The organism is Corynebacterium sp. MSK039 (assembly GCF_030232315.1).
Lineage (GTDB): Bacteria > Actinomycetota > Actinomycetes > Mycobacteriales > Mycobacteriaceae > Corynebacterium.
Genome location: NZ_JASPJL010000006.1, coordinates 95,809 through 115,138 on the forward strand (window position 1 = coordinate 95,809; position 19,330 = coordinate 115,138).

Genomic DNA, 19,330 nt, shown 5'->3' on the forward strand with positions numbered 1-19,330 from the left:
TTCGGCGTGCTCAGACCATGAGCGTTAATAGGTGCTTCTACTGGAACACGCGACCCAGGTCGGTCTTGTACACGACCGGGTTGTAGTCCTTCCACGTCGTGGCCACCCAGTAGAGGTTTTTATCGACCTGGTGGGGGAACATGAATGCGCCGTAGAGGTCACCGATCTGAGCGCGAGAGACCAGGGTCGTCGGCGTGCTCCACGGCCCCTCCGGAGAGGCAGCCTTCCTAATCACCACGCCCTGCGGCGCCTCGTAGAGTGCGAGCCAAGCATCCTGTTCCGGGTGGTACATCACCGATAGCTCGGAGACCTTACCGTCGAGTACGGGTGCGGCATCCGACATGGCGGGGCTCCAGCCGCTGCCGGTGTAGAACTCGGCGTCGGAGTGAGCCGCAGCACCGGGGAAGAGGGCGAAGCTGTCCTTCGGGAAGCGGGCGAGCCGAGCCTGCCCCGAACGCCCGTTGGGGGTGCCGTAGACGTAGACGTAGGGGTCGTTGCTCTCGGCTGGTGGGGCGGCGAAGGCCGTCATCTGGAAGTTCTCCGCGCCGCGAACGTGGGCGGGCAGCGCGGGCAACTTATCACTGGTGGAGGGGTTGGTGTTGGTTCGCTTGGAGCCCTCCATCACGGTCCAGGTCTTTCCGCCGTCGGTGGACTTGGCGGTGGCCGCGTAGTTGGTGGTCCAGTTTCCGGGCGTTCCCCACTTTTTCACGGACATGAAGTCCACATACTGCACGCCGTCGATCGCGATGCCGGAGGTCGGGATGACCGTCATCTCCACGCCGTCGATCTTCAGCGAACGCGGGAGGAACTCGTCCGAACGGTCCCCGTTGGCCGGTCGGGTGATGTGAATGCCGTTGGACGGGTCGCGGTCGTCCGATTCGAAGATCGCATTCGAATGCCAGCCGTCCCCGCGGGGGCCGCAGCTGAAGGAGTCCCCAAACACAGCGAGCGTGCGTCCGTCGCCGGCGTCCCACATGAAGCCCAGGTCCGTGCTGGCCAAGCCGAACTTGGAGAGCTGATCGGGGCCGTTGGGACCGGTGAGGATGTGCATGGCCGTGGTGTTACCGGTCAAGGAAGGCATGCCGCCGGGGATGCCCTTCAACCACGAGGGGGCCGAGGAGCCCGAGGAGCTGCCGCTGGAGCCCAACGCTGCCGCTGTGTCGGAGCTGCCGGGGGACCAGGCCGAGCACGGCCCAGCGGCGTGCGCGGTGCCAGCGGAGCCGATCATCACCGAGAAGGAGGACGTGGCGAGGGCGGCGGCCAGCAACGCCGTCCTGGTTCCACGGCGGGCGAAAGGGGAAGGGCTGCGATGCCCGGAGAGAACAGTCATGGTGTTAATTCAATCACAACGGGGATCTTCAAGTGATGTAGCTTTAGGGGCATGAATCTTTTTCGGAAACGCGCCACCGTTGCGCTGGCTGCAGCTCTCGCTCTCTCGGCAGGTATCGCCGGCGGGGCAGCACCGGCACAGGCTGAGGAAGCCCAACCACTCCCAGACATCGAACGCCCCACTGCGGGTTCGGGCGGATCGTTGATGCTCAACCCGAAGAACTGCAAGAAGCTCAAGGCCCAATCGGACGAGATTGCTGGCCAGTGGCAGCAGGCAGTGACCGACGGTGATTTTTATACGGCAAATCAGCTGCGCGTGGACTACACCAACGTGACCGTCTCGTGGGCACAGTGCCTGCAGTCGGCTAATCGCCTGCTGCTGAGCTCTTAGGATTGAAGCAATGTTTCTCATCGGACTCACCGGTGGCATCGGATCCGGGAAAACGACCGTCGCCAGTCGGCTGAAGACCCTCGGTGCCCGGATTGTCGACGCCGATAAGATCGCCCGCGAGATCGTCGAACCCGGCGAACCAGCTCTTGCGGAGCTGGCCGAGGCCTTCGACGGGGTGCTCAACGCGGACGGCACCCTCAACCGTGCCGAGCTCGCCCGCCAGGCCTTCGCCACCCCGGAGGCCACCGAGAAGCTGAACTCCATCACCCACCCCCGCATCCGGGAGCGCACCCTCGAACGTTTCGCCCAGGCCCGCACCGAGGACGTGCCGGTGCTGGTCTACGACATGCCGCTGCTCATCGAAAACGGCGAGTACAAGAAGATGGACCACGTGCTCGTCGTCGACGCGGAAGACGAGATCCGCATCGACCGCCTCGTCAACTCCCGCGGCCTGGACGAGGACGACGCCCGCCGGCGCATCGCGGCCCAGATCAGCCGTGAAGAGCGGCTTGCCGCCGCGGACTCCGTGGTGGATAACTCCGGAACCCGGGATCAGCTCCTGCAACAGGTCGATACCTTCTGGGAGCAGGTCGTCGCCCCGCGACTCGCAGCGCAGTAGCCCCGCGGCGAGGCCGGCAATGACCCGCGCCTAGACCAGCTCTAGCGCTGCGGCCAGGTCGCCCGGTGGCTGCCCACCGCGCGGGCTGCCTAGGATAGACACATGGCTTTTGCAGCAGAGCGTCCCGAGCTGTCCTACTCCGAATTCCGCCCCGTGGGGGAGGTCGAGCGCAGCGATGCCAAATTCGAGGTCATCAGCGAGTACGAACCCGCGGGCGACCAGCCAGCCGCCATCGCGGAACTCGACGAACGGCTGAACCGCGGCGAACGCGACGTCGTCCTCATGGGCGCGACCGGTACCGGTAAGTCGGCGACCGCAGCCTGGCTGATCGAGCAGCAGCAGCGCCCCACCCTGGTCATGGCGCCGAACAAGACCCTCGCCGCGCAGCTGGCCAACGAGCTGCGCTCCTTGCTGCCGAATAACGCGGTGGAGTACTTCGTTTCCTACTACGACTACTACCAACCCGAGGCCTATATCGCGCAGACCGATACCTATATCGAGAAAGACTCCTCGATCAACGATGACGTCGAGCGCCTGCGCCACTCCGCGACCTCCGCGCTGCTGTCCCGCCGCGACGTGGTCGTCGTCAGCTCCGTGTCCTGCATCTACGGCCTGGGCACCCCGCAGTCCTACCTGGACCGCTCCGTCGTCCTGCGGGTGGACGAGGAAGTCGACCGCGACCAGTTCCTCCGCCTGCTCGTCGACATCCAGTACGACCGCAACGACGTCTCCTTCACCCGCGGTGCCTTCCGCGTGAAGGGCGACACGGTGGACATCATCCCGGCCTACGAGGAGCTCGCCGTCCGCGTCGAGTTCTTCGGGGACGACGTCGACGCGCTCTACTACATCCACCCGCTGACCGGCGACGTGATCCGCGAAGTGGATGAACTGCGCATCTTCCCGGCCACCCACTACGTCGCTGGGCCGGAGCGGATGGAAAAAGCGATGCAGGCCATCCGGGAGGAGCTGGCAGAGCGCCTGGAGGACCTGGAGAACCGCGGCAAGCTGCTGGAGGCGCAGCGGCTGCGGATGCGCACGGAATACGACCTCGAAATGATCCAGCAGGTGGGCTTCACCAGCGGCATCGAGAACTACTCCCGGCACATCGACGGCCGACCCGCCGGCAGTGCCCCGGCGACGCTGATCGACTACTTCCCGGAGGACTTCCTCACGATCATCGACGAGTCCCACGTGACGGTGCCGCAAATCGGCGGCATGTTCGAGGGCGACATGTCCCGCAAACGCAACCTGGTCGAGCACGGCTTCCGCCTGCCGAGTGCGCTGGATAACCGGCCGCTGACCTGGGAAGAATTCGACGACCGCAAGGGCCAGTGCGTGTACATGTCCGCCACCCCGGGGGATTACGAGATCGCCGCGGCCCAGGGCGAGTTCGTGGAGCAGGTGATTCGCCCAACCGGCCTGGTGGACCCGAAGGTGGAGGTGCGCCCCACGGAGGGGCAGATCGACGACCTCATCGAGGAGATCCGCAAGCGCACGGACAAGGACGAGCGCGTGCTCGTCACCACACTCACCAAGCGCATGGCCGAGGACCTCACCGACTACCTGCTGGAACACGGCGTGCGGGTGCGCTACATGCACTCGGATATCGATACCCTCAAGCGCGTGGAGCTGCTGCGGCAGCTACGCCTCGGGGAGTTCGACGTGCTGGTGGGCATCAACCTGCTGCGCGAGGGCCTCGACCTGCCGGAGGTCTCCCTGGTCGCGATCCTGGATGCGGATAAGGAAGGCTTCCTGCGCTCCACCCGCTCACTGATCCAGACGATCGGCCGTGCCGCCCGAAACGTCTCCGGTGAGGTCATCATGTACGCCGATAACATCACCGAGTCGATGAGCAACGCGATCGACGAGACAGAGCGGCGCCGGGCGAAGCAGATCGCCTATAACGAGGAACACGGCATCGACCCCCAGCCACTGCGCAAGAAGATCGCCGACATCCTGGACCAGGTCGAGGAATTCTCCGAAGGCTACGGCGAGCCGGGCAGCGAGGTCGCTGGGTCCACATCGACCGGCGTGGAAGGGGACATGGCCACCTTCGGCCGAGCGGAAGACCGCGGCGACATGGCCCGCCCACAGCTGGAAAAGCTCATCGAAGACCTCACCGCGCAGATGAAGGAAGCCGCACGAGAGCTGAAATTCGAGCTGGCCGGTCGGCTGCGTGATGAAATTGCGGACCTGAATAAGGAACTTCGGGGCATGAAGGAAGCTGGCCTATAGAATGAAGAGCATGTTCTCAAAAATCGTCGTTGGCACTGATGGCTCCAAATCCTCCCACCTCGCCGTCCGGCGTGCGGCGGGAATCGCAGCGGCTTTTAGCTCGGAGCTGGTGCTCGCGTCGGCGTACTTCGCCAAGGAGGCTGACGCCCAGGCCTCGCGCCGGGATGAGTCCTCGCCGGTCGTGGGGGACGGGCACGCTGAGGAGGTACTGGGCTCCGCGATGGAGGTCGCCCGCGAGGAAGGGGCAGAGAAGGTGCGCGCCGTACTCCGGGAGGGCGCCCCGGTGGACGCGCTCATGGCCGTGGTGACGGAGGAGAAAGCCGACCTGCTCGTGGTGGGTAACCGGGGGATTAACTCCCTCACCGGCCGCCTGCTGGGTTCCGTGCCGGCCGATGTGGCCCGCCAGTCCGACTGCGACGTGATGATCGTCCACACCGTCGGCTAGGCGCGCAACCGGATCCTTAGACGCGCCGTGCCAGCGCTCGCATCGGACTCGCCGCCAGCGCGCGGACGCTAGGGGCAAGGTAGCGAAGAACCCCGCGGAAAATTTTCCGCGGGGTTCACGCTTATGCAGAGGCTGCCAGCTTAGCGCGGCAGGAACTGCTGGATCGCCATCCAGATGCTGCCCAGGATCGAGACGACACCGAGGATGATGCCGATGATCTTCCCGATATCGGATCCCGAGGAGCTATCCATTGCTGGGGGGTTGTTCGGGTTGTTGTTGCCCGTATTTGTGTAGTTTTTGCCGAATCCGTCGGCGTCCTGGAGCGCCATGTCGGCGTGCACGGCGGTGCTGTAGACGCGGTATTTGCTACCGGGGACAGTCACCTGGCCGAAGCCCCAGACCTTGTGCCTTGGGTGGAGGATGTGAATCGCGTGACCAGTCCCTCCAGCCCACACGCCGCCATTGTTATTCAGCTTCTTCACCTCGCTTTTGCCCCAGCCGTTGATGATGGCGTCGCGCAGCGGTGTTCCTGCGGAAAGGGACTCGATGGCAGGGGTTACCCCGTTGCGCGTCGCCGTTCTAGGGGAGCTGCCGTCTGGACGAACATGGTCGAATTTGGTGCTGGTCTCCATCGCGCGCTGCACTGCGATCCAGTGAAGGTCGCTATGAGTGGCGATGTTGAGGTACTCATCCTTCGTGGTGATGCCGTTTGCTCGGGCTACGTCCTGCAGGCGAGTGCCTTTTCCGAATCCCTCGTGGTCATAACCGCGGAAGAGTGGGTTCTGGTCCCATGCCCAACTGCGCAGTTCCTTCAACGCCGGGAGGCCGACCGTGTTGCCCTCGTTGATATTAAATTTTGCCCGGGTGTTGCCGAACTGGTCCTTCCCGTTGACTAGCTCCACGCCGGTGGTCGGGCTCGGCGCCGCGTTGGCGATGGCGGTGGGGAAGGCGAGGGAGAGGACCGTGGCGGTGGCGACGGCGAGCTTGCGCTTCATGCTCATTCCTTAAAGTGCTGGCTCCGGTGAGAGGAGCGGGTGAGTGGATTGAATGAGATTATAGCCAGTTGAGAGCCTTTTAAGAAATTGTTGAGCGAGTGGGCGCGCCGCCGCGCTAAAAAGAACCTGACCTGCGCGCTTAACCCTGATCCCAGGGCAGTGGCTGGTCCGCGAACACGCTCAAACCCTGGGTCGCACGGGTGATTGCCACGTAGAGGTCCTGCAGTCCCTGTGGGGAGGCAGCGACGATCGCGGCGGGCTCGATGAGCACGACCTCGTCGAACTCCAGGCCCTTCGCCTCGGCGGTGCTGACCACCAGCACCTCCGCGTCGATGCCGACCAGGTCAGAGCCCAGCGCATCGCCCAAGGCCGCAGTCACCTTCCCGCGTGCCCACTCAAGGTCCGCATCGCTGGTGATGATCCCCACCAGGCCCTCGCCGGCCCGCCGCGCGATCTCGGGCAGCGCGCCCGCCAGCTCCGCCCGCGCCGCATAAGCCACACCCGTGCCGGTGCCGCGCAGCGCGATCGCGGGCTCCTGATCCGCGGCGATCTCGGGGAGCAACTGATTGGCCACGTCCGCGATGTCCTGCGGCGTGCGGTAGTTCACGCTGAGCTCCTTCAGCTCCCAGCGATCCGACACATAAGGAGCCAGGGTCTCGCCCCAGGAGGTCACACCCGCCGGGTTTCCCGTTTGTGCCGGATCACCAACCACGGTCATCCACCGGTTGGGGGAGCGGCGGAAGATCATCCGCCAGTCCATCTCCGAAAGCTCCTGGGCTTCGTCCACGATGACGTGGCCGAAGGCCCAGCGCAGGTCCTGGGCGGCACGCTGCGCCGTGCTGCGCGCGTCGCGTACTCGCTGGCGACCCGCTAGCTGCTCGGCGTCGATGACGTCATAGGCCATGAGGATCTCCGGGGCGAAGCCATCGTCCAAGTCCTGGGTCGCCGAGCCCGTGAGGATGTCCAGCGCGTCCTGGGCCTCCGCGATCTTCGCCAGCCACTCCTCACGCTCCGCCTTCTCGGCCGCCTCGTCGTCGATGATGCCCAGCATGTCCGCCAGTTCGTCGAGCAGCGGCGCATCTGCGGCAGTCCACAGGATCTGGCCACCGTCCAGCTCCACCGGCGGGGTGGCCTGCAGCCCGCGGATCGTGTCCTCGTCGTACTCCGAGGCGATCTCCTCGGCATGCTCGTACAGGTCGGCCAGCACCTGCTCCGGCGTGAGTTCCGGCCAGAACTCGTCCAACGCTGCCATCACCGCGGGCTCCTCGCGCAGGTCATCGCGCAGGCTGGTGCGGTCTTCCGCGGTCAGCAAGTTCTCTCCGCCGAGGGGGTCGCGCCCGATCGTCTGCGCCAACGCATCCGCCAGGGAACTGATCGCATGATCCACGAACAGTGGCCGGGCCTGGTTGTGGGGCTTGCGGCTACGTCGCGCCCGGGTGCGGGCGGCGCGGACCATCTTCGGGCTCAACTCCACGGCCACGCCATCTACCATGAAATCGCGCGGCTGCTCCGGCACCTGCTGCCAGGACTGCACCGCCAGCTTCAGGATATGAAGCATCTCCGCGCTGCCCTTGACCTCACGGGCCAGCAGGCTCGGTTCGGGCCGCGTCTTCACCCCCGGCAGGAGCGTGCCCGGGGTCGCCAGCACCACGCCGGTCTCACCCAGGGAGGGCAGCACCTGCGAGATGTAGTCCAGGAAGCGCGCATTCGGGCCGACGATGAGCACGCCCGTCTTCGCGAGCTGCTCGCGCCACGTGTACAGCAGGTAGGCCGCCCGGTGCAGCGCGACAGCGGTCTTCCCGGTCCCCGGCGCCCCCTGGACGACGGTGACGGAGCGGTGCTCGCTGCGGATGATGGCGTCCTGCTCCGCGGCGATGGTCTCCACGATGTCGCCCATCCGCGTGCTGCGGGCCGCGTTCACCGCGTCCAGCAGCGCGGCCTCCTGAGCCACCCCTCCCGCCGCGGACGTCGTCTTTTCAGTTAAGGACGTCTGGTCCTCGCCGCGGGTGGTGAGCCGCTCATCGGCGACGTGGGTCACCTTCCGCCCGCGAGTCTTGATGTGGCGGCGCAGGTGCACCCCATCTGGGTGCAGGGTGGTGGCGAGGTAGAAGGGGCGGGCCATCGGTGCGCGCCAGTCCATCAGGAGGGTGCGCATTTCATCGTCGCGGGTGTGCAGTCCCAGCCGCCCGATATAGCGGCGGTCCAGATCGGGGGAGCCGGGCACCGGATTCTCTGGCTCCTCATCGGCCACGTCGATGCGGCCGAACATCAGTCCGATCTCCGCGATGGACAGGTTATCCAGTCGCTGCGAGATGTCCTGGATCTCGCGGTCGCGGCGCATCAGCCCCTGCGGGTCATCGATATCTGCTGTGGCTCGGACACTGGCCAGTCGCTTCTTCAGCGTGGCGGTTGTGGCGTCCACCTCAGCCAGCAGGTCATCGAGATGGTCCTGCTCGCTCGCGATGGCCTCTGCGAGCGAGCGGTCGGCATTATTCGTGGTGCCGCGAGATGCGGGGCTGGTCAATCTACCTCCGGTGCAACGGGCTTACTTGAGCTTCTTTGCCTTTTTCTTGGCCTTCTTTGCCTTCTTGGACAGGCCCTTCGTGCTGTCCTGCAGCTCCTCAGCAAAGGTCTCAGCATACGCGCTCGCCTGGTCGCGCACCTGGTAGGCGGTGTCGCGCCACTCGTCGGAGTGCTCGTCGACGTAGTCGCTCACAGCGCTCGCTGCAGAGGAGATGCTGTCCGAGGCCTCAGAAGCCAGCTCGCGGGCCTTCTCGGAGAAGTCGCTGGCGTAGTCCTGCGCGGTGGCGAGCATCTCCTGCTGCTGGGACTTGCCCGGCAGCGCCTGCTGCGCGCGCCATGCCAGGCCCGGCTTGCCGGCAGTGTCCTCGGCGGCGATCAACAGGCCACCCAGCAGGCCGACGTCCGCCAGGAGGGTGGTCAGCTGGGTGTTCTGGCCGCCCTTGCCGGCGACGTTCTTGATGTCGTGGCGGGTCAGGATCGCAGGCAGGTGTGCGGCTGCGAGCGCTGCGGCGGCCAGGCGCGGCGCCTTACCGCGGGCCAGCAGGGCAGCGGCGGCGATCTTGGTGCCACCCGCGATGCGCACGTTGGTTTCCGGGTCACGTGGCAGCAGGCCAGCGGCCTGCGGCGGCAGAACCTTGCGCAGGGTGCCGGTCACAACCTCGGCGTTCTTCGCGTGATTCTGCGGGCTTTTCACCATCTGGACACCATCGGCGATGAATGCCGAAGCCATCAGGGGACGGGCGATCTTGCGAAGCATGAAGACTCCTTCGGTGTGGGTAGCAAGATAGCTGGAGTTTTATCCAGCGTTAGGGGATCAAGTCTACGCGAGTGGCCGGGCGCCAGCTGCGCGTTTCGCGGGATTACCAGCCCCGCTCGGCCCACTCCTCGACGTGCGGGGCCTCGTCTCCGACGGTGGTGCTGTCGCCGTGGCCGGGGTGCAGCCGCGTACCGTCGGGCAGGCTGAACACCCGCTGCGTGACGTCCGAGAGCAGCTGCTGGAACTCCTCCGGGGAGTTCGTTTTGCCGACCCCGCCTGGGAATACGCTATCCCCGACGAACACGCGTGGGGCGTCTTCCGGCAGTTCCACGTGCACGGCGATGCCGCCCGGGGTGTGGCCCCGCAGCTCCACCGCAGTCATCTTCAACTCCGAGCAGTTACCCTTCAAACGCAGCAGCTCCGGGGTCCCTTCGTCGTTGCCGTAGACCTCATCGGCCGGGGCTGGCAGGTTAGCGGCCTCCTTGCGTGGTGCGTGGTGACGCGCACCCGTTGCCGCCAGAACCTCCTCCAGCGCCTGCACGTGGTCGCCATGCTGGTGGGTGGTGAGGACGTCGGTGATGGTCACCCGCAGCTGATCCGCCAGGGCCAGGATGTGCTCAGCGTCCGTAGCCGCGTCAATGAGCAGCGCATTGCCGCCGCTGGCGATGAGGTAGACGTTGTTATCCATCTCGCCAACTGAGGTGCGCGCCACGATCGTGGCATCCGTGGAAATAATCTCGACATCTCGGGGGTTGGAAAGATGTCCGAACTCACTGACCTGTGACATATGCATGAACTCGAGCATATCTACTTGTCGTACAGTGGGAATGAACTCATCCTGAGCCCGCGCCACCCAGGCGCGGCTCAGGGACAAAGCCAAACAGGAGGACGAGTGGCAGAGAAGCTTTTGGTCCGCGGTGCACGCGAGCACAACCTCAAGGGGGTGGACCTCGAGCTGCCGAGGGACAAAATGATCGTCTTCACGGGACTGTCCGGTTCCGGGAAGTCGTCGCTGGCCTTCGACACCATCTTCGCTGAGGGGCAACGGCGCTACGTCGAGTCCCTCAGCTCCTATGCCCGCATGTTCCTCGGTCGCCTCGACAAGCCGGATGTCGACTTCATCGAAGGCCTCTCGCCGGCGGTCTCCATCGACCAGAAGTCGACGAACCACAACCCGCGGTCCACGGTCGGCACCGTGACCGAGATCTTCGACTACCTGCGCCTGCTCTTCGCCCGCACCGGAACCCCGCACTGCCCGAAGTGCGGCGAGGTGATCCAGCGGCAGACCCCGCAGGAAATCGTGGACCAGATCATGGCCATGGAGGCCGGCACCAAGTTCCAGGTCCTCGCGCCGGTCGTGCGCACCCGCAAGGGCGAATTCGTCGACCTCTTCGAGGAACTCGCTGCGGAAGGTTACGCCCGCGTCCGGGTCGACGGCGAGGTCCACCGCCTGACTGACCCACCGCAGCTGGAGAAGCAGGTCAAGCACGACATCGACGTCGTCATCGACCGCCTCCAGGTGAAGGAAAGTCAGAAGCAGCGACTCACCGACTCCGTCGAGACGGCACTGCGCCGCGCGGACGGCGTCGTCGTCATCGAATTCGTCGGCCTCGACGAGGATGACCCGAACCGGCAGCGCCGCTTCTCCGAGAAGATGGCCTGCCCCAACGGCCACGCCCTGCAGCTCGACGAGCTCGAGCCGCGCGCCTTCTCCTTCAACTCCCCGTTCGGTGCGTGCCCGGCCTGCGACGGCCTGGGCACCAAGCTCGAGGTCGACGAGATGCTCGTCATCCCGGACGAGGATGCCCCGCTGAACAAGGCCATCGCGCCGTGGACCTCCAGCCCGAACGCGCGCTACTTCGACAAGCTCATCACCGCGCTGTCCAAGGAGCTGGACATCGACCCGAGCACCCCGTGGTCGGAGCTGACGAAGGCCGAGCAGAAGGCCGTCTTGAAGGGGCACCCCACCCCGATCAGCGTGAGCTACAAGAACCGCTACGGGCGTCAGCGTCGGTACAACGCACCTTTCGAGGGCGTGATGCCCTTCCTGAAGCGCAAGCTCGACCAGACCGACTCCGATTGGTCGAAGGAACGTTACCGCAGCTACATGCGCGAGGTGGCGTGCCCGACGTGTAAGGGGGCGCGACTGAAGCCGGAGGTGTTGGCCGTGACCATCGCCTCGGGGGAGAAGGAGCTGTCCATTGCGGGCGTATCCGACCTCTCCATCGCCGAGGCGAGCGAGTTCCTGGATAACCTCACGCTGAACAAGCGACAGGAGATGATCGCCGGTGCGGTGCTGCGCGAGACACAGGCGCGGCTGAAGTTCCTGCTGGACGTCGGCCTGGACTATCTGGCCCTGTCCCGTTCGGCGGGCACACTCTCCGGTGGCGAGGCGCAGCGCATCCGCCTGGCGACCCAGATCGGTGCGGGTCTGGCAGGCGTGCTCTACGTGTTGGACGAGCCGTCGATTGGCCTGCACCAGCGGGATAATGCCCGGCTGATTACGACCCTGGAGAACCTCCGCGACCTGGGTAACACCCTGATCGTCGTCGAGCACGACGAGGACACGATCCGTGCGGCGGACTGGCTGGTGGATATCGGCCCGAATGCCGGCGAGTACGGCGGGCATATCGTGTATTCCGGCGAACCGAAGGGCATCACTGATGCCGAGGATTCGCTGACCGGCGATTACCTCGCCGGACGCCGGGTACTGGCGGTACCGGAGTCCCGCCGCGAGATCGATAGTGAGCGGATGCTGACGATCCACGGGGCGCAGGAAAATAATCTCAAGAAGGTGGACGTGTCGATCCCGCTCGGTGTGATGACCTGCATCACCGGTGTGTCGGGTTCGGGCAAATCTTCCCTCGTCAACGGCATTCTGGCGCGGTCGCTGGCTAATCAGCTCAACGGTGCCCGCCTGGTGCCGGGGCGCCACAAGAAGGTCAGCGGACTCGACCAGCTGGACAAGCTCGTGCAGGTCGACCAGAGCCCGATCGGGCGCACCCCGCGCTCCAACCCGGCGACGTACACCGGTGTCTTTGACCGGGTGCGCAAGCTCTTCGCGGAGACCACCGAGGCGAAGGTGCGCGGCTACACGGCCGGGCGCTTCAGCTTCAACGTGAAGGGCGGGCGCTGCGAGGCCTGCCGCGGCGACGGCACGCTGAAGATCGAGATGAACTTCCTGCCGGATGTGTACGTGCCCTGCGAGGTCTGCGACGGCGCCCGGTACAACCGTGAGACGCTCGAGGTGAAGTACAAGGGCAAGAACATCGCCGAGGTGCTCGACATGCCGATCTCCGAGGCCGCGGAGTTCTTCGAGCCGATCACCGCGATCGCGCGTTACCTGAACACGCTCGTGGATGTTGGTCTGGGTTACGTGCGCCTCGGCCAGGCGGCCACCACGCTGTCTGGCGGGGAGGCGCAGCGCGTGAAGCTCGCAGCCGAGCTGCAGAAGCGCTCCAACGGGCGGACGATCTACATCCTCGACGAGCCGACCACTGGCCTGCACTTTGAGGACATTCGCAAGCTCATGCTGGTCCTGCAGGGACTGGTGGACAAGGGCAATACGGTGCTGATCATCGAGCACAACCTGGATGTCATCAAGTCCGCGGACTGGATCATCGACATGGGTCCGGAGGGTGGCTCGGGTGGCGGCACGGTCGTGGCCCAGGGGACCCCGGAGGATGTGGCGAAGGTCGACGGCTCCCATACCGCGACATACCTCGCGCCCATGTTGCCCGCCTAAGATCTGCGTGCTATATTCATGAGCACTACCGCTTGTCGTGTGTCGACAAGCTGCAAGTGGAGTTCTTTTTCTCCCACCTTAGACCGCCGTCACTGGCTGGGCTCGGGTCCAAAGCGAAGCTTTATGCTCGCAGCCTCTTCCACATGATTGAAGGGGCTTTCATTTGGGCGCTCCGGCGCGGGGGATTTTTCAGGGCTTCACAAGCAGTTGCGGTAAAGATCACTTACTACTGCTACTGAGGAGTTCACATCAGCGCTGAAGCTCGCATCAACGACCGAATTCGAGTCCCCGAGGTCCGACTCGTCGGTCCCAACGGAGAACAGGTCGGCATTGTCAAGACGGACGATGCTCGCAAGCTGGCCTATGAAGCAGACCTCGATCTTGTAGAGGTCGCGCCGAACGCCAAGCCGCCCGTGGCCAAGATCATGGACTACGGCAAGTTCAAGTACGAACAGGCTCAGAAGGCCCGCGAGGCTCGACGTAATCAGCAGCAGACTGTGGTCAAGGAACAGAAGTTCCGCCCGAAGATCGATGACCACGACTACGAGACTAAGAAGGGTAACGTCGTTCGTTTCCTGGAGAAGGGCTCGAAGGTCAAGGTCACGATCATGTTCCGTGGTCGCGAGCAGTCCCGCCCTGAGCTGGGCTTCCGCCTCCTGGAGCGTCTTGCCGCTGACGTTGAGGAATTCGGTCAGGTTGAGTCCCGTCCGAAGCAGGACGGTCGCAACATGACGATGGTTCTCGGCCCCGTCCGCAACAAGGGCAAGAAGTAGTCTCAGTAGTTCACAAACGTTGCTAGAGGATTTTCACCAATGAAGCAGAAGACGCACAAGGGTACCGCTAAGCGCATCAAGGTCACCGGTTCCGGCAAGCTCCGTCGCGAGCGCGCCTACCGCCGCCACCTCCTTGAGGGCAAGCCGTCCACCCGCACCCGCCGCCTGAAGGGCACCACCGACGTGTCCGCAGCCGACAACAAGCGCATGAAGCGCCTGCTGGGCAAGGCTTAATCACCTTAAGCCTCCCCCTTTTCTCGAAATACTAAAGAACAACCTGAAGTAAAGGACGTATCACCGTGGCACGTGTCAAGCGCTCTGTGAACGCAAAGAAGAAGCGTCGCGAAGTACTGAATTCCGCGAAGGGCTACCGGGGCCAGCGCTCCCGCCTGTACCGCAAGGCGAAGGAGCAGATGCTCCACTCCAAGACCTACGCCTTCCGCGACCGTCGCGCCCGCAAGGGTGAGTTCCGCAAGCTGTGGATCCAGCGCATCAACGCCGCTGCTCGTCAGAACGACATGACCTACAACCGCCTGATCCAGGGCCTGAAGCTGGCCGAGATCGAGGTCGACCGCAAGGTCCTGGCCGAGCTGGCTGTCTCCGACGCTGCTGCCTTCACCGCACTGTGCGAGGCTGCTAAGGCTGCTCTGCCGGAGGACGTCAACGCACCGGCAGCTTCCTAAAGCTCCCCGAGGCGTGAAGCCTCCCACCGCCTTCGATGCACACCGCATCGGGGGCGGTTTTTTCATGCTTGCACCCCGCACCCCGCGTGGCGAGAAGGCCGGGTACGCAGCGGTGGAGACCCAGGAAAGGCAGCCAGTGGGGAGGCGGGCAGTAAAATTAGCGCCGGTAGCGGGGCACCACAATCTTTGCCCTGCTGCGACCCGACTAGGCTGTGAAGCCATGGAGATGTTCACCGAACGCACGCCCCGCATCGTCAACGCCGCCAAGCTGCACCGCGCCGCCACCCGGCGCAAGACCGGCCGCTTCCTCGCCGAGGGGGAGAACGCGGTCACCGCAGCGCTCGCGCGCGGCAAGGTTCTCGACCTGTACGTCACCGAGGCTGCGTGGGAGCGCTTTCCTTTCCTCCAGGACGTCACGGGCACCCACGTCCACCTCATCACCGAGCGCGCCGCCGACCACCTCTCTGAGACGGTCACCCACACCGGCCTGTTCGCCCTCTGCGCGAACCAAATGGTTGACGACGGCGCCCTCATCGCCAGTGCCGTCAAGAACAGCCCGCTGATTGCCGTGCCCGTCGAGACGAACGAACCGGGCAACGCGGGAACCATCATCCGCGTGGCGGATGCCTTCGGCGCCGGGGGAGTTCTCTTCGCCGGAAACACCGTGGACCCGCAGGGCGGCAAGGCGGTGCGTGCCTCCGCGGGAAGCCTGTTCAACCTCCCGGTCGCGCGCAACACCTCGGTGGTGGAGGTCGTCGAGAAGCTCCACGAGGCGGAGTTCCAGATCCTCGCCACCGCAGCGGACGGAGACGTCACCCTCCACGAGGCGGCCGACCCCGACAATGGCATGCTCGCCCAACCCACCGCGTGGCTCTTCGGCAACGAAGCACACGGGCTCGGGGACTGGCTGGACCTCGCTGATATCCGCGTGAGTATCCCAATGCGCGGGCAGGCCGAATCGCTGAACCTCGCCACGGCGGCAAGTGTGTGCCTTTACGAATCCTCTAAAGCACAGATTGCTAAGCTGTAGCCTGAAATAGTCGTTTTTACGTGTTGTGTTGCGAGGAGCCCACGTTGTCGGAATCGCCAGTGTCGCCTGAGGCTGCTGTAGAAATCTCTGAAGAGTCGATGGGGGCGGCGGCCGAAGCCGCCGAGAAGGCCTTTACCTCCGCCACGAACCTCGAGGAACTCGCTGAGGCCCGCCGCGCGCACCTCGGCGACGACGCTCCGATCCCCGCTGCTCGTCGCTCTCTCGGCTCCCTGCCGAAGGATCAGCGCAAGGACGCCGGCCGCATCGTCAACATGGCACGTGGTCGCGTCGAGAAGCTCTTCGGCCAGGTGAAGGCCGAGCTGGAGGAGAAGCGCAACCAGGAAGCACTCCGCGCCGAGCGCATCGACGTCACCCAGCCCACCACCCGCGGCCAGGTTGGGGCCCAGCACCCGATCACCATCCTCAACGAGCAGATCGCGGACATCTTCGTCGGCATGGGTTGGGAGATCGCCGACGGCCCGGAGGTCGAGGCGGAGTACTTCAACTTCGACTCCCTGAACTTCATCCCGGACCACCCGGCCCGCACCCTGCAGGACACCTTCCACATCGCACCGCAGGGCTCCCGCCAGGTGCTGCGCACCCACACCTCCCCGGTGCAGATGCGCACCATGCTCTCCCGCGAGGTGCCGATCTACATCGCCTGCCCGGGCCGTGTGTTCCGCACCGACGAGCTGGACGCCACCCACACTCCGGTCTTCCACCAGGTCGAGGGGCTGGCCGTGGACAAGGGCCTGACCATGGCCCACCTCAAGGGCACCCTGGACCACCTCGCGAAGTCTCTGTTCGGCCCGAACACGAAGACCCGTATCCGCCCGAACTACTTCCCATTCACGGAGCCTTCCGCCGAGGTTGACGTCTGGTTCGAGGACAAGAAGGGCGGCGCCGGCTGGATCGAGTGGGGTGGCTGCGGCATGGTCAACCCCAACGTCCTCATCGCCGCGGGAATCGACCCGGAGGAGTACTCGGGCTTCGCCTTCGGTATGGGTATCGAGCGCACCCTGCAGTTCCGCAACGGGCTGCCTGACATGCGCGACATGGTCGAAGGCGACGTCCGCTTCACCCTGCCATTCGGGGTCCGCGGCTAAGCCCCGCCGCGCCCCGCGCCACAACAAACTCCGCTCCACAACTCTTCTGGCAAAAGGACCTTTTCAAGCACATGTTGATTTCTCAGAACTGGCTCACCCGGATCCTGCAGACCGCGAACCCCAGCTGGTCTGTGGACTCCGAAGATCTCGACGCGGGTTTCGTCCGCGTCGGCTTCGAGACGGAGGGCTACGAACGCCTCCCGAAGACCGAGGGGCCACTCGTCATCGGCAAGGTGAGCAACATCGAGGAGCTGGAGGGCTTCAAGAAGCCGATCCGCTACTGCGAGGTCGCTGTCGGCGAGGCCAACGGCACCGGTGAGCCGCAGAACATCATCTGTGGTGCCCGCAATTTCACCGAGGGTGACTACGTGATCGTCGCTCTGCCGGGCACCGTGCTGCCTGGCCCATTCGAGATCTCCGCCCGCAAGACCTACGGCAAGATCTCCGAGGGCATGATGTGCTCCGCCTCCGAGCTCGGCCTCTACGACGGCACCAGCCCCGGCATCATCACCGTCTCCGAGGAGGAGATCAAGGCCAACGGTCTCGCCGTCGGCGACGACGCCCGCAGCCTGCTGGGCCTGGATGACACGGTCTTTGAGGTCAACGTCACCCCGGACCGCGGCTACGCGCTGTCCGCCCGCGGCCTGGCCCGCGAGCTGGCGTCCTCCTTCGAGCTGCAGTACCGCGACCCGGCGCTCGATCCAGCGGCTGCCGCTCTCGACGACGACCTCTTCGCCGGCATCCCGGGCATCAAGGAAGACATCCTTTCCCTGGAGGTCGAGGAGGATGCGAAGTGCTCCCTCTTCGGTATCCGCAAGGTCGAGGGCATTGACCCGACCGCCGAATCCCCGCTGTGGCTGCAGCGCGAGCTGATGCTCTGCGGCCAGCGCCCGGTCAATGCCGCCACGGACGTCACGAATTACGTCATGATGCTGCTCGGCCAGCCGATGCACGCCTTCGACGCTGGCAAGATCACCGGCAACCTGCGGGTGCACCGCGCCTCCGAGGGCGACACTCTGACCACCCTGGACGGTGTGGAGCGGACCCTGTCCAGCGAGGACGTCGTCATCTCCGACGACTCTGGCATCCAGTCCCTGGCCGGTGTGATGGGCGGCAGCACCTCCGAGATCTCCGATGAGACCGTCGATGTGCTCTTCGAGGCCGCTCACTGGGATGAGCTCACCGTGGCCCGCACCTGCCGCCGCCACAAGCTCTCCTCTGAGTCCTCCCGCCGCTTCGAGCGCGGCACCGACGCCGCGATCATCGGCAATGCCCTGGACTTCGCGGTCTCGCTGCTGGTCCGCATCGCTGGCGGCAAGGTGGTGCACGGCCGCACCATGGTCGGCGAGGTGCCGAGCATGCCGACGATCCAGATGCACACCAACCGTCCGGGCAAGGTTGCGGGCATGATCTACCCGGACGGCACCACGATCGGTCGCCTCCGCGAGGTAGGCTGCACCGTCCGCGAGACCGGCCTGCGCGATGGCCAGGGTGCCCGCCAGATCGAGGTCACCCCGCCGACCTGGCGCCCGGACCTGACCATCCCGGCCGACCTGGTGGAGGAGGTTCTCCGTCTCGAGGGGCTGGAGAACATCCCATCGGTCCTGCCGCACGCACCGGTCGGCCGCGGCCTGACGCCACGCCAGCGCCTGCGCCGCCGCATCGGCCACGCGATGGCCTGGAATGGCTTCGCGGAGATCCTGCCGACGCCGTTCATCGCCAACGATGTTTTCGACGAGTGGGGCCTGGCGGAGGATGATCCGCGCCGCAACGTGGTGAAGGTCCAGAACCCGCTGGAGTCTGATCACGCTTCTCTGGGCACCACGCTGCTGCCGTCCATGATCGACGCCCTGCGCCGCAACTCCGCGCGTGGTCAGAAGGACGTCGCCCTGTTCGGCGTGGAGCAGGTTTCCCTGCCCCGCCTGCCGGAAAGCGGGCGCAAGCCGACCCCGATGCCCGCTGTGACCCAGCGCCCGTCCGAGGCGGAGCTGGACGAGCTGGCTCAGACCCTGCCGGAGCAGCCGCTCTACGTGGCGATGGTCGCCGCCGGCCAGCGCGCTCTGCAGGGCCCGTGGGGTGGCGCGGAGAACTTCGAGGCTCAGGACGCCTTCGAGGCAGCCCGCCTGATCGGGCGTGCGGCTGGTGTGGACGTGGAGTTCCGCAACGCCGAGTTCCTGCCGTGGCACCCGGGCCGCTGTGCGGAGATCCTGGTCGACGGCACCGTGGTGGGGCACGCGGGCGAGCTGCACCCGCAGGTCTGCGAGCGCGCCAACATCCCGGCCCGGAGCATCGCGCTCGAGATCGACCTGGACGCGCTCCCGGTGGAGGAGCGCTTCCCGCAGCCCAAGGTGTCTGCCTTCCCGCCGGTCTACCAGGACGTGGCCCTCGTGGTTGACGAGGATCTGCCGGTTGCCGAGGTGCAGAAGGTGCTGCAGGAGGGGGCCGGCGAGCTGCTGGAGAGCATCCGCCTGTTCGACATTTACGAGTCGGATTCGCTGGCCCAGGGCAAGCGTTCGCTGACCTTCTCCCTGAGCTTCCGTGCGACGGACCGCACGCTGACCGAGGATGAGGCATCGGAGGGTCGCCGTGCGGCCATCGACGCCGCCACGGCGAAACTGGGTGCTGAGCTTCGCTCCTAGGGCACAGCTTCGCTGCTAGGACACAGCTTCGCTCCTAATGTGCAGCTGCGTTCTTAGGGC

At 65.4% G+C, this 19,330-nt stretch carries 16 protein-coding genes; 11 read left to right on the plus strand and 5 right to left on the minus strand.

Annotated features, from left to right (window positions below):
• Positions 1 to 37: 37 nt before the first annotated feature.
• Positions 38 to 1,330: a glycoside hydrolase family 183 protein gene (locus QP997_RS06125; protein ID WP_284846565.1), complete on the minus strand. Its 1,293-nt coding sequence runs from the start codon at positions 1,328 to 1,330 to the stop codon at positions 38 to 40.
• Positions 1,331 to 1,381: 51 nt separating this feature from the next.
• Here QP997_RS06125 and QP997_RS06130 point away from each other — a divergent pair, with 51 nt between their 5' ends.
• From QP997_RS06130 to QP997_RS06145, 4 genes are all read left to right on the plus strand, one after another.
• Positions 1,382 to 1,720: a hypothetical protein gene (locus tag QP997_RS06130; RefSeq protein ID WP_284846566.1), complete on the plus strand. Its 339-nt coding sequence runs from the start codon at positions 1,382 to 1,384 to the stop codon at positions 1,718 to 1,720.
• Between the two features lie 10 nt (positions 1,721 to 1,730).
• Positions 1,731 to 2,339: a dephospho-CoA kinase gene (coaE, locus tag QP997_RS06135; protein WP_284846567.1), complete on the plus strand. Its 609-nt coding sequence runs from the start codon at positions 1,731 to 1,733 to the stop codon at positions 2,337 to 2,339.
• A 102-nt stretch (positions 2,340 to 2,441) separates the two neighbouring features.
• A complete protein-coding gene (gene uvrB / locus QP997_RS06140; protein ID WP_284846568.1) occupies positions 2,442 to 4,574 on the plus strand; it encodes an excinuclease ABC subunit UvrB in 2,133 nt (710 codons plus the stop codon).
• Between the two features lies 1 nt (position 4,575).
• A complete protein-coding gene (locus tag QP997_RS06145; protein ID WP_070761942.1) occupies positions 4,576 to 5,019 on the plus strand; it encodes a universal stress protein in 444 nt (147 codons plus the stop codon).
• A 140-nt stretch (positions 5,020 to 5,159) separates the two neighbouring features.
• On the opposite strand, the gene QP997_RS06150 is transcribed toward QP997_RS06145, so the two are convergent.
• From QP997_RS06150 to QP997_RS06165, 4 genes are all read right to left on the minus strand, one after another.
• Complete coding sequence (locus tag QP997_RS06150; RefSeq protein ID WP_284846569.1) at positions 5,160 to 6,014, minus strand: CAP domain-containing protein; 855 nt, start codon at positions 6,012 to 6,014, stop codon at positions 5,160 to 5,162.
• A 139-nt stretch (positions 6,015 to 6,153) separates the two neighbouring features.
• Positions 6,154 to 8,538: a HelD family protein gene (locus QP997_RS06155; RefSeq protein ID WP_284846570.1), complete on the minus strand. Its 2,385-nt coding sequence runs from the start codon at positions 8,536 to 8,538 to the stop codon at positions 6,154 to 6,156.
• A gap of 21 nt (positions 8,539 to 8,559) precedes the next feature.
• Positions 8,560 to 9,294, minus strand: coding sequence for a DoxX family membrane protein (locus QP997_RS06160; protein ID WP_284846571.1), 735 nt, complete (start codon positions 9,292 to 9,294; stop codon positions 8,560 to 8,562).
• Between the two features lie 103 nt (positions 9,295 to 9,397).
• Positions 9,398 to 10,081 (minus strand): MBL fold metallo-hydrolase, encoded by a 684-nt coding sequence (locus QP997_RS06165; RefSeq protein ID WP_284846572.1) that lies wholly within the window; start codon positions 10,079 to 10,081, stop codon positions 9,398 to 9,400.
• A gap of 105 nt (positions 10,082 to 10,186) precedes the next feature.
• Here QP997_RS06165 and uvrA point away from each other — a divergent pair, with 105 nt between their 5' ends.
• The 7 genes from uvrA to pheT all read left to right on the plus strand — a co-directional run bounded on the left by uvrA (position 10,187) and on the right by pheT (position 19,270).
• On the plus strand, positions 10,187 to 13,039 hold the full coding sequence (gene uvrA, locus QP997_RS06170) for an excinuclease ABC subunit UvrA (RefSeq protein WP_284846573.1): 2,853 nt from the start codon (positions 10,187 to 10,189) through the stop codon (positions 13,037 to 13,039).
• A 248-nt stretch (positions 13,040 to 13,287) separates the two neighbouring features.
• Positions 13,288 to 13,812, plus strand: coding sequence for a translation initiation factor IF-3 (infC, locus tag QP997_RS06175; protein WP_148820535.1), 525 nt, complete (start codon positions 13,288 to 13,290; stop codon positions 13,810 to 13,812).
• A 39-nt stretch (positions 13,813 to 13,851) separates the two neighbouring features.
• The gene (gene rpmI, locus QP997_RS06180; RefSeq protein WP_012360370.1) at positions 13,852 to 14,046 is read left to right on the plus strand and encodes a 50S ribosomal protein L35; all 195 of its coding nucleotides are present in this window, start codon (positions 13,852 to 13,854) and stop codon (positions 14,044 to 14,046) included.
• A gap of 65 nt (positions 14,047 to 14,111) precedes the next feature.
• On the plus strand, positions 14,112 to 14,495 hold the full coding sequence (rplT, locus tag QP997_RS06185) for a 50S ribosomal protein L20 (protein ID WP_012360369.1): 384 nt from the start codon (positions 14,112 to 14,114) through the stop codon (positions 14,493 to 14,495).
• A gap of 220 nt (positions 14,496 to 14,715) precedes the next feature.
• Positions 14,716 to 15,525 carry a TrmH family RNA methyltransferase gene (locus tag QP997_RS06190; protein ID WP_284846574.1) on the plus strand — a complete coding sequence of 270 codons (810 nt, stop codon included), beginning with the start codon at positions 14,716 to 14,718 and terminating at the stop codon, positions 15,523 to 15,525.
• 98 nt (positions 15,526 to 15,623) lie between these two features.
• Positions 15,624 to 16,631, plus strand: coding sequence for a phenylalanine--tRNA ligase subunit alpha (pheS, locus tag QP997_RS06195; RefSeq protein WP_284846581.1), 1,008 nt, complete (start codon positions 15,624 to 15,626; stop codon positions 16,629 to 16,631).
• 71 nt (positions 16,632 to 16,702) lie between these two features.
• The gene (pheT, locus tag QP997_RS06200) at positions 16,703 to 19,270 is read left to right on the plus strand and encodes a phenylalanine--tRNA ligase subunit beta (protein ID WP_284846575.1); all 2,568 of its coding nucleotides are present in this window, start codon (positions 16,703 to 16,705) and stop codon (positions 19,268 to 19,270) included.
• Positions 19,271 to 19,330: the final 60 nt, after the last annotated feature.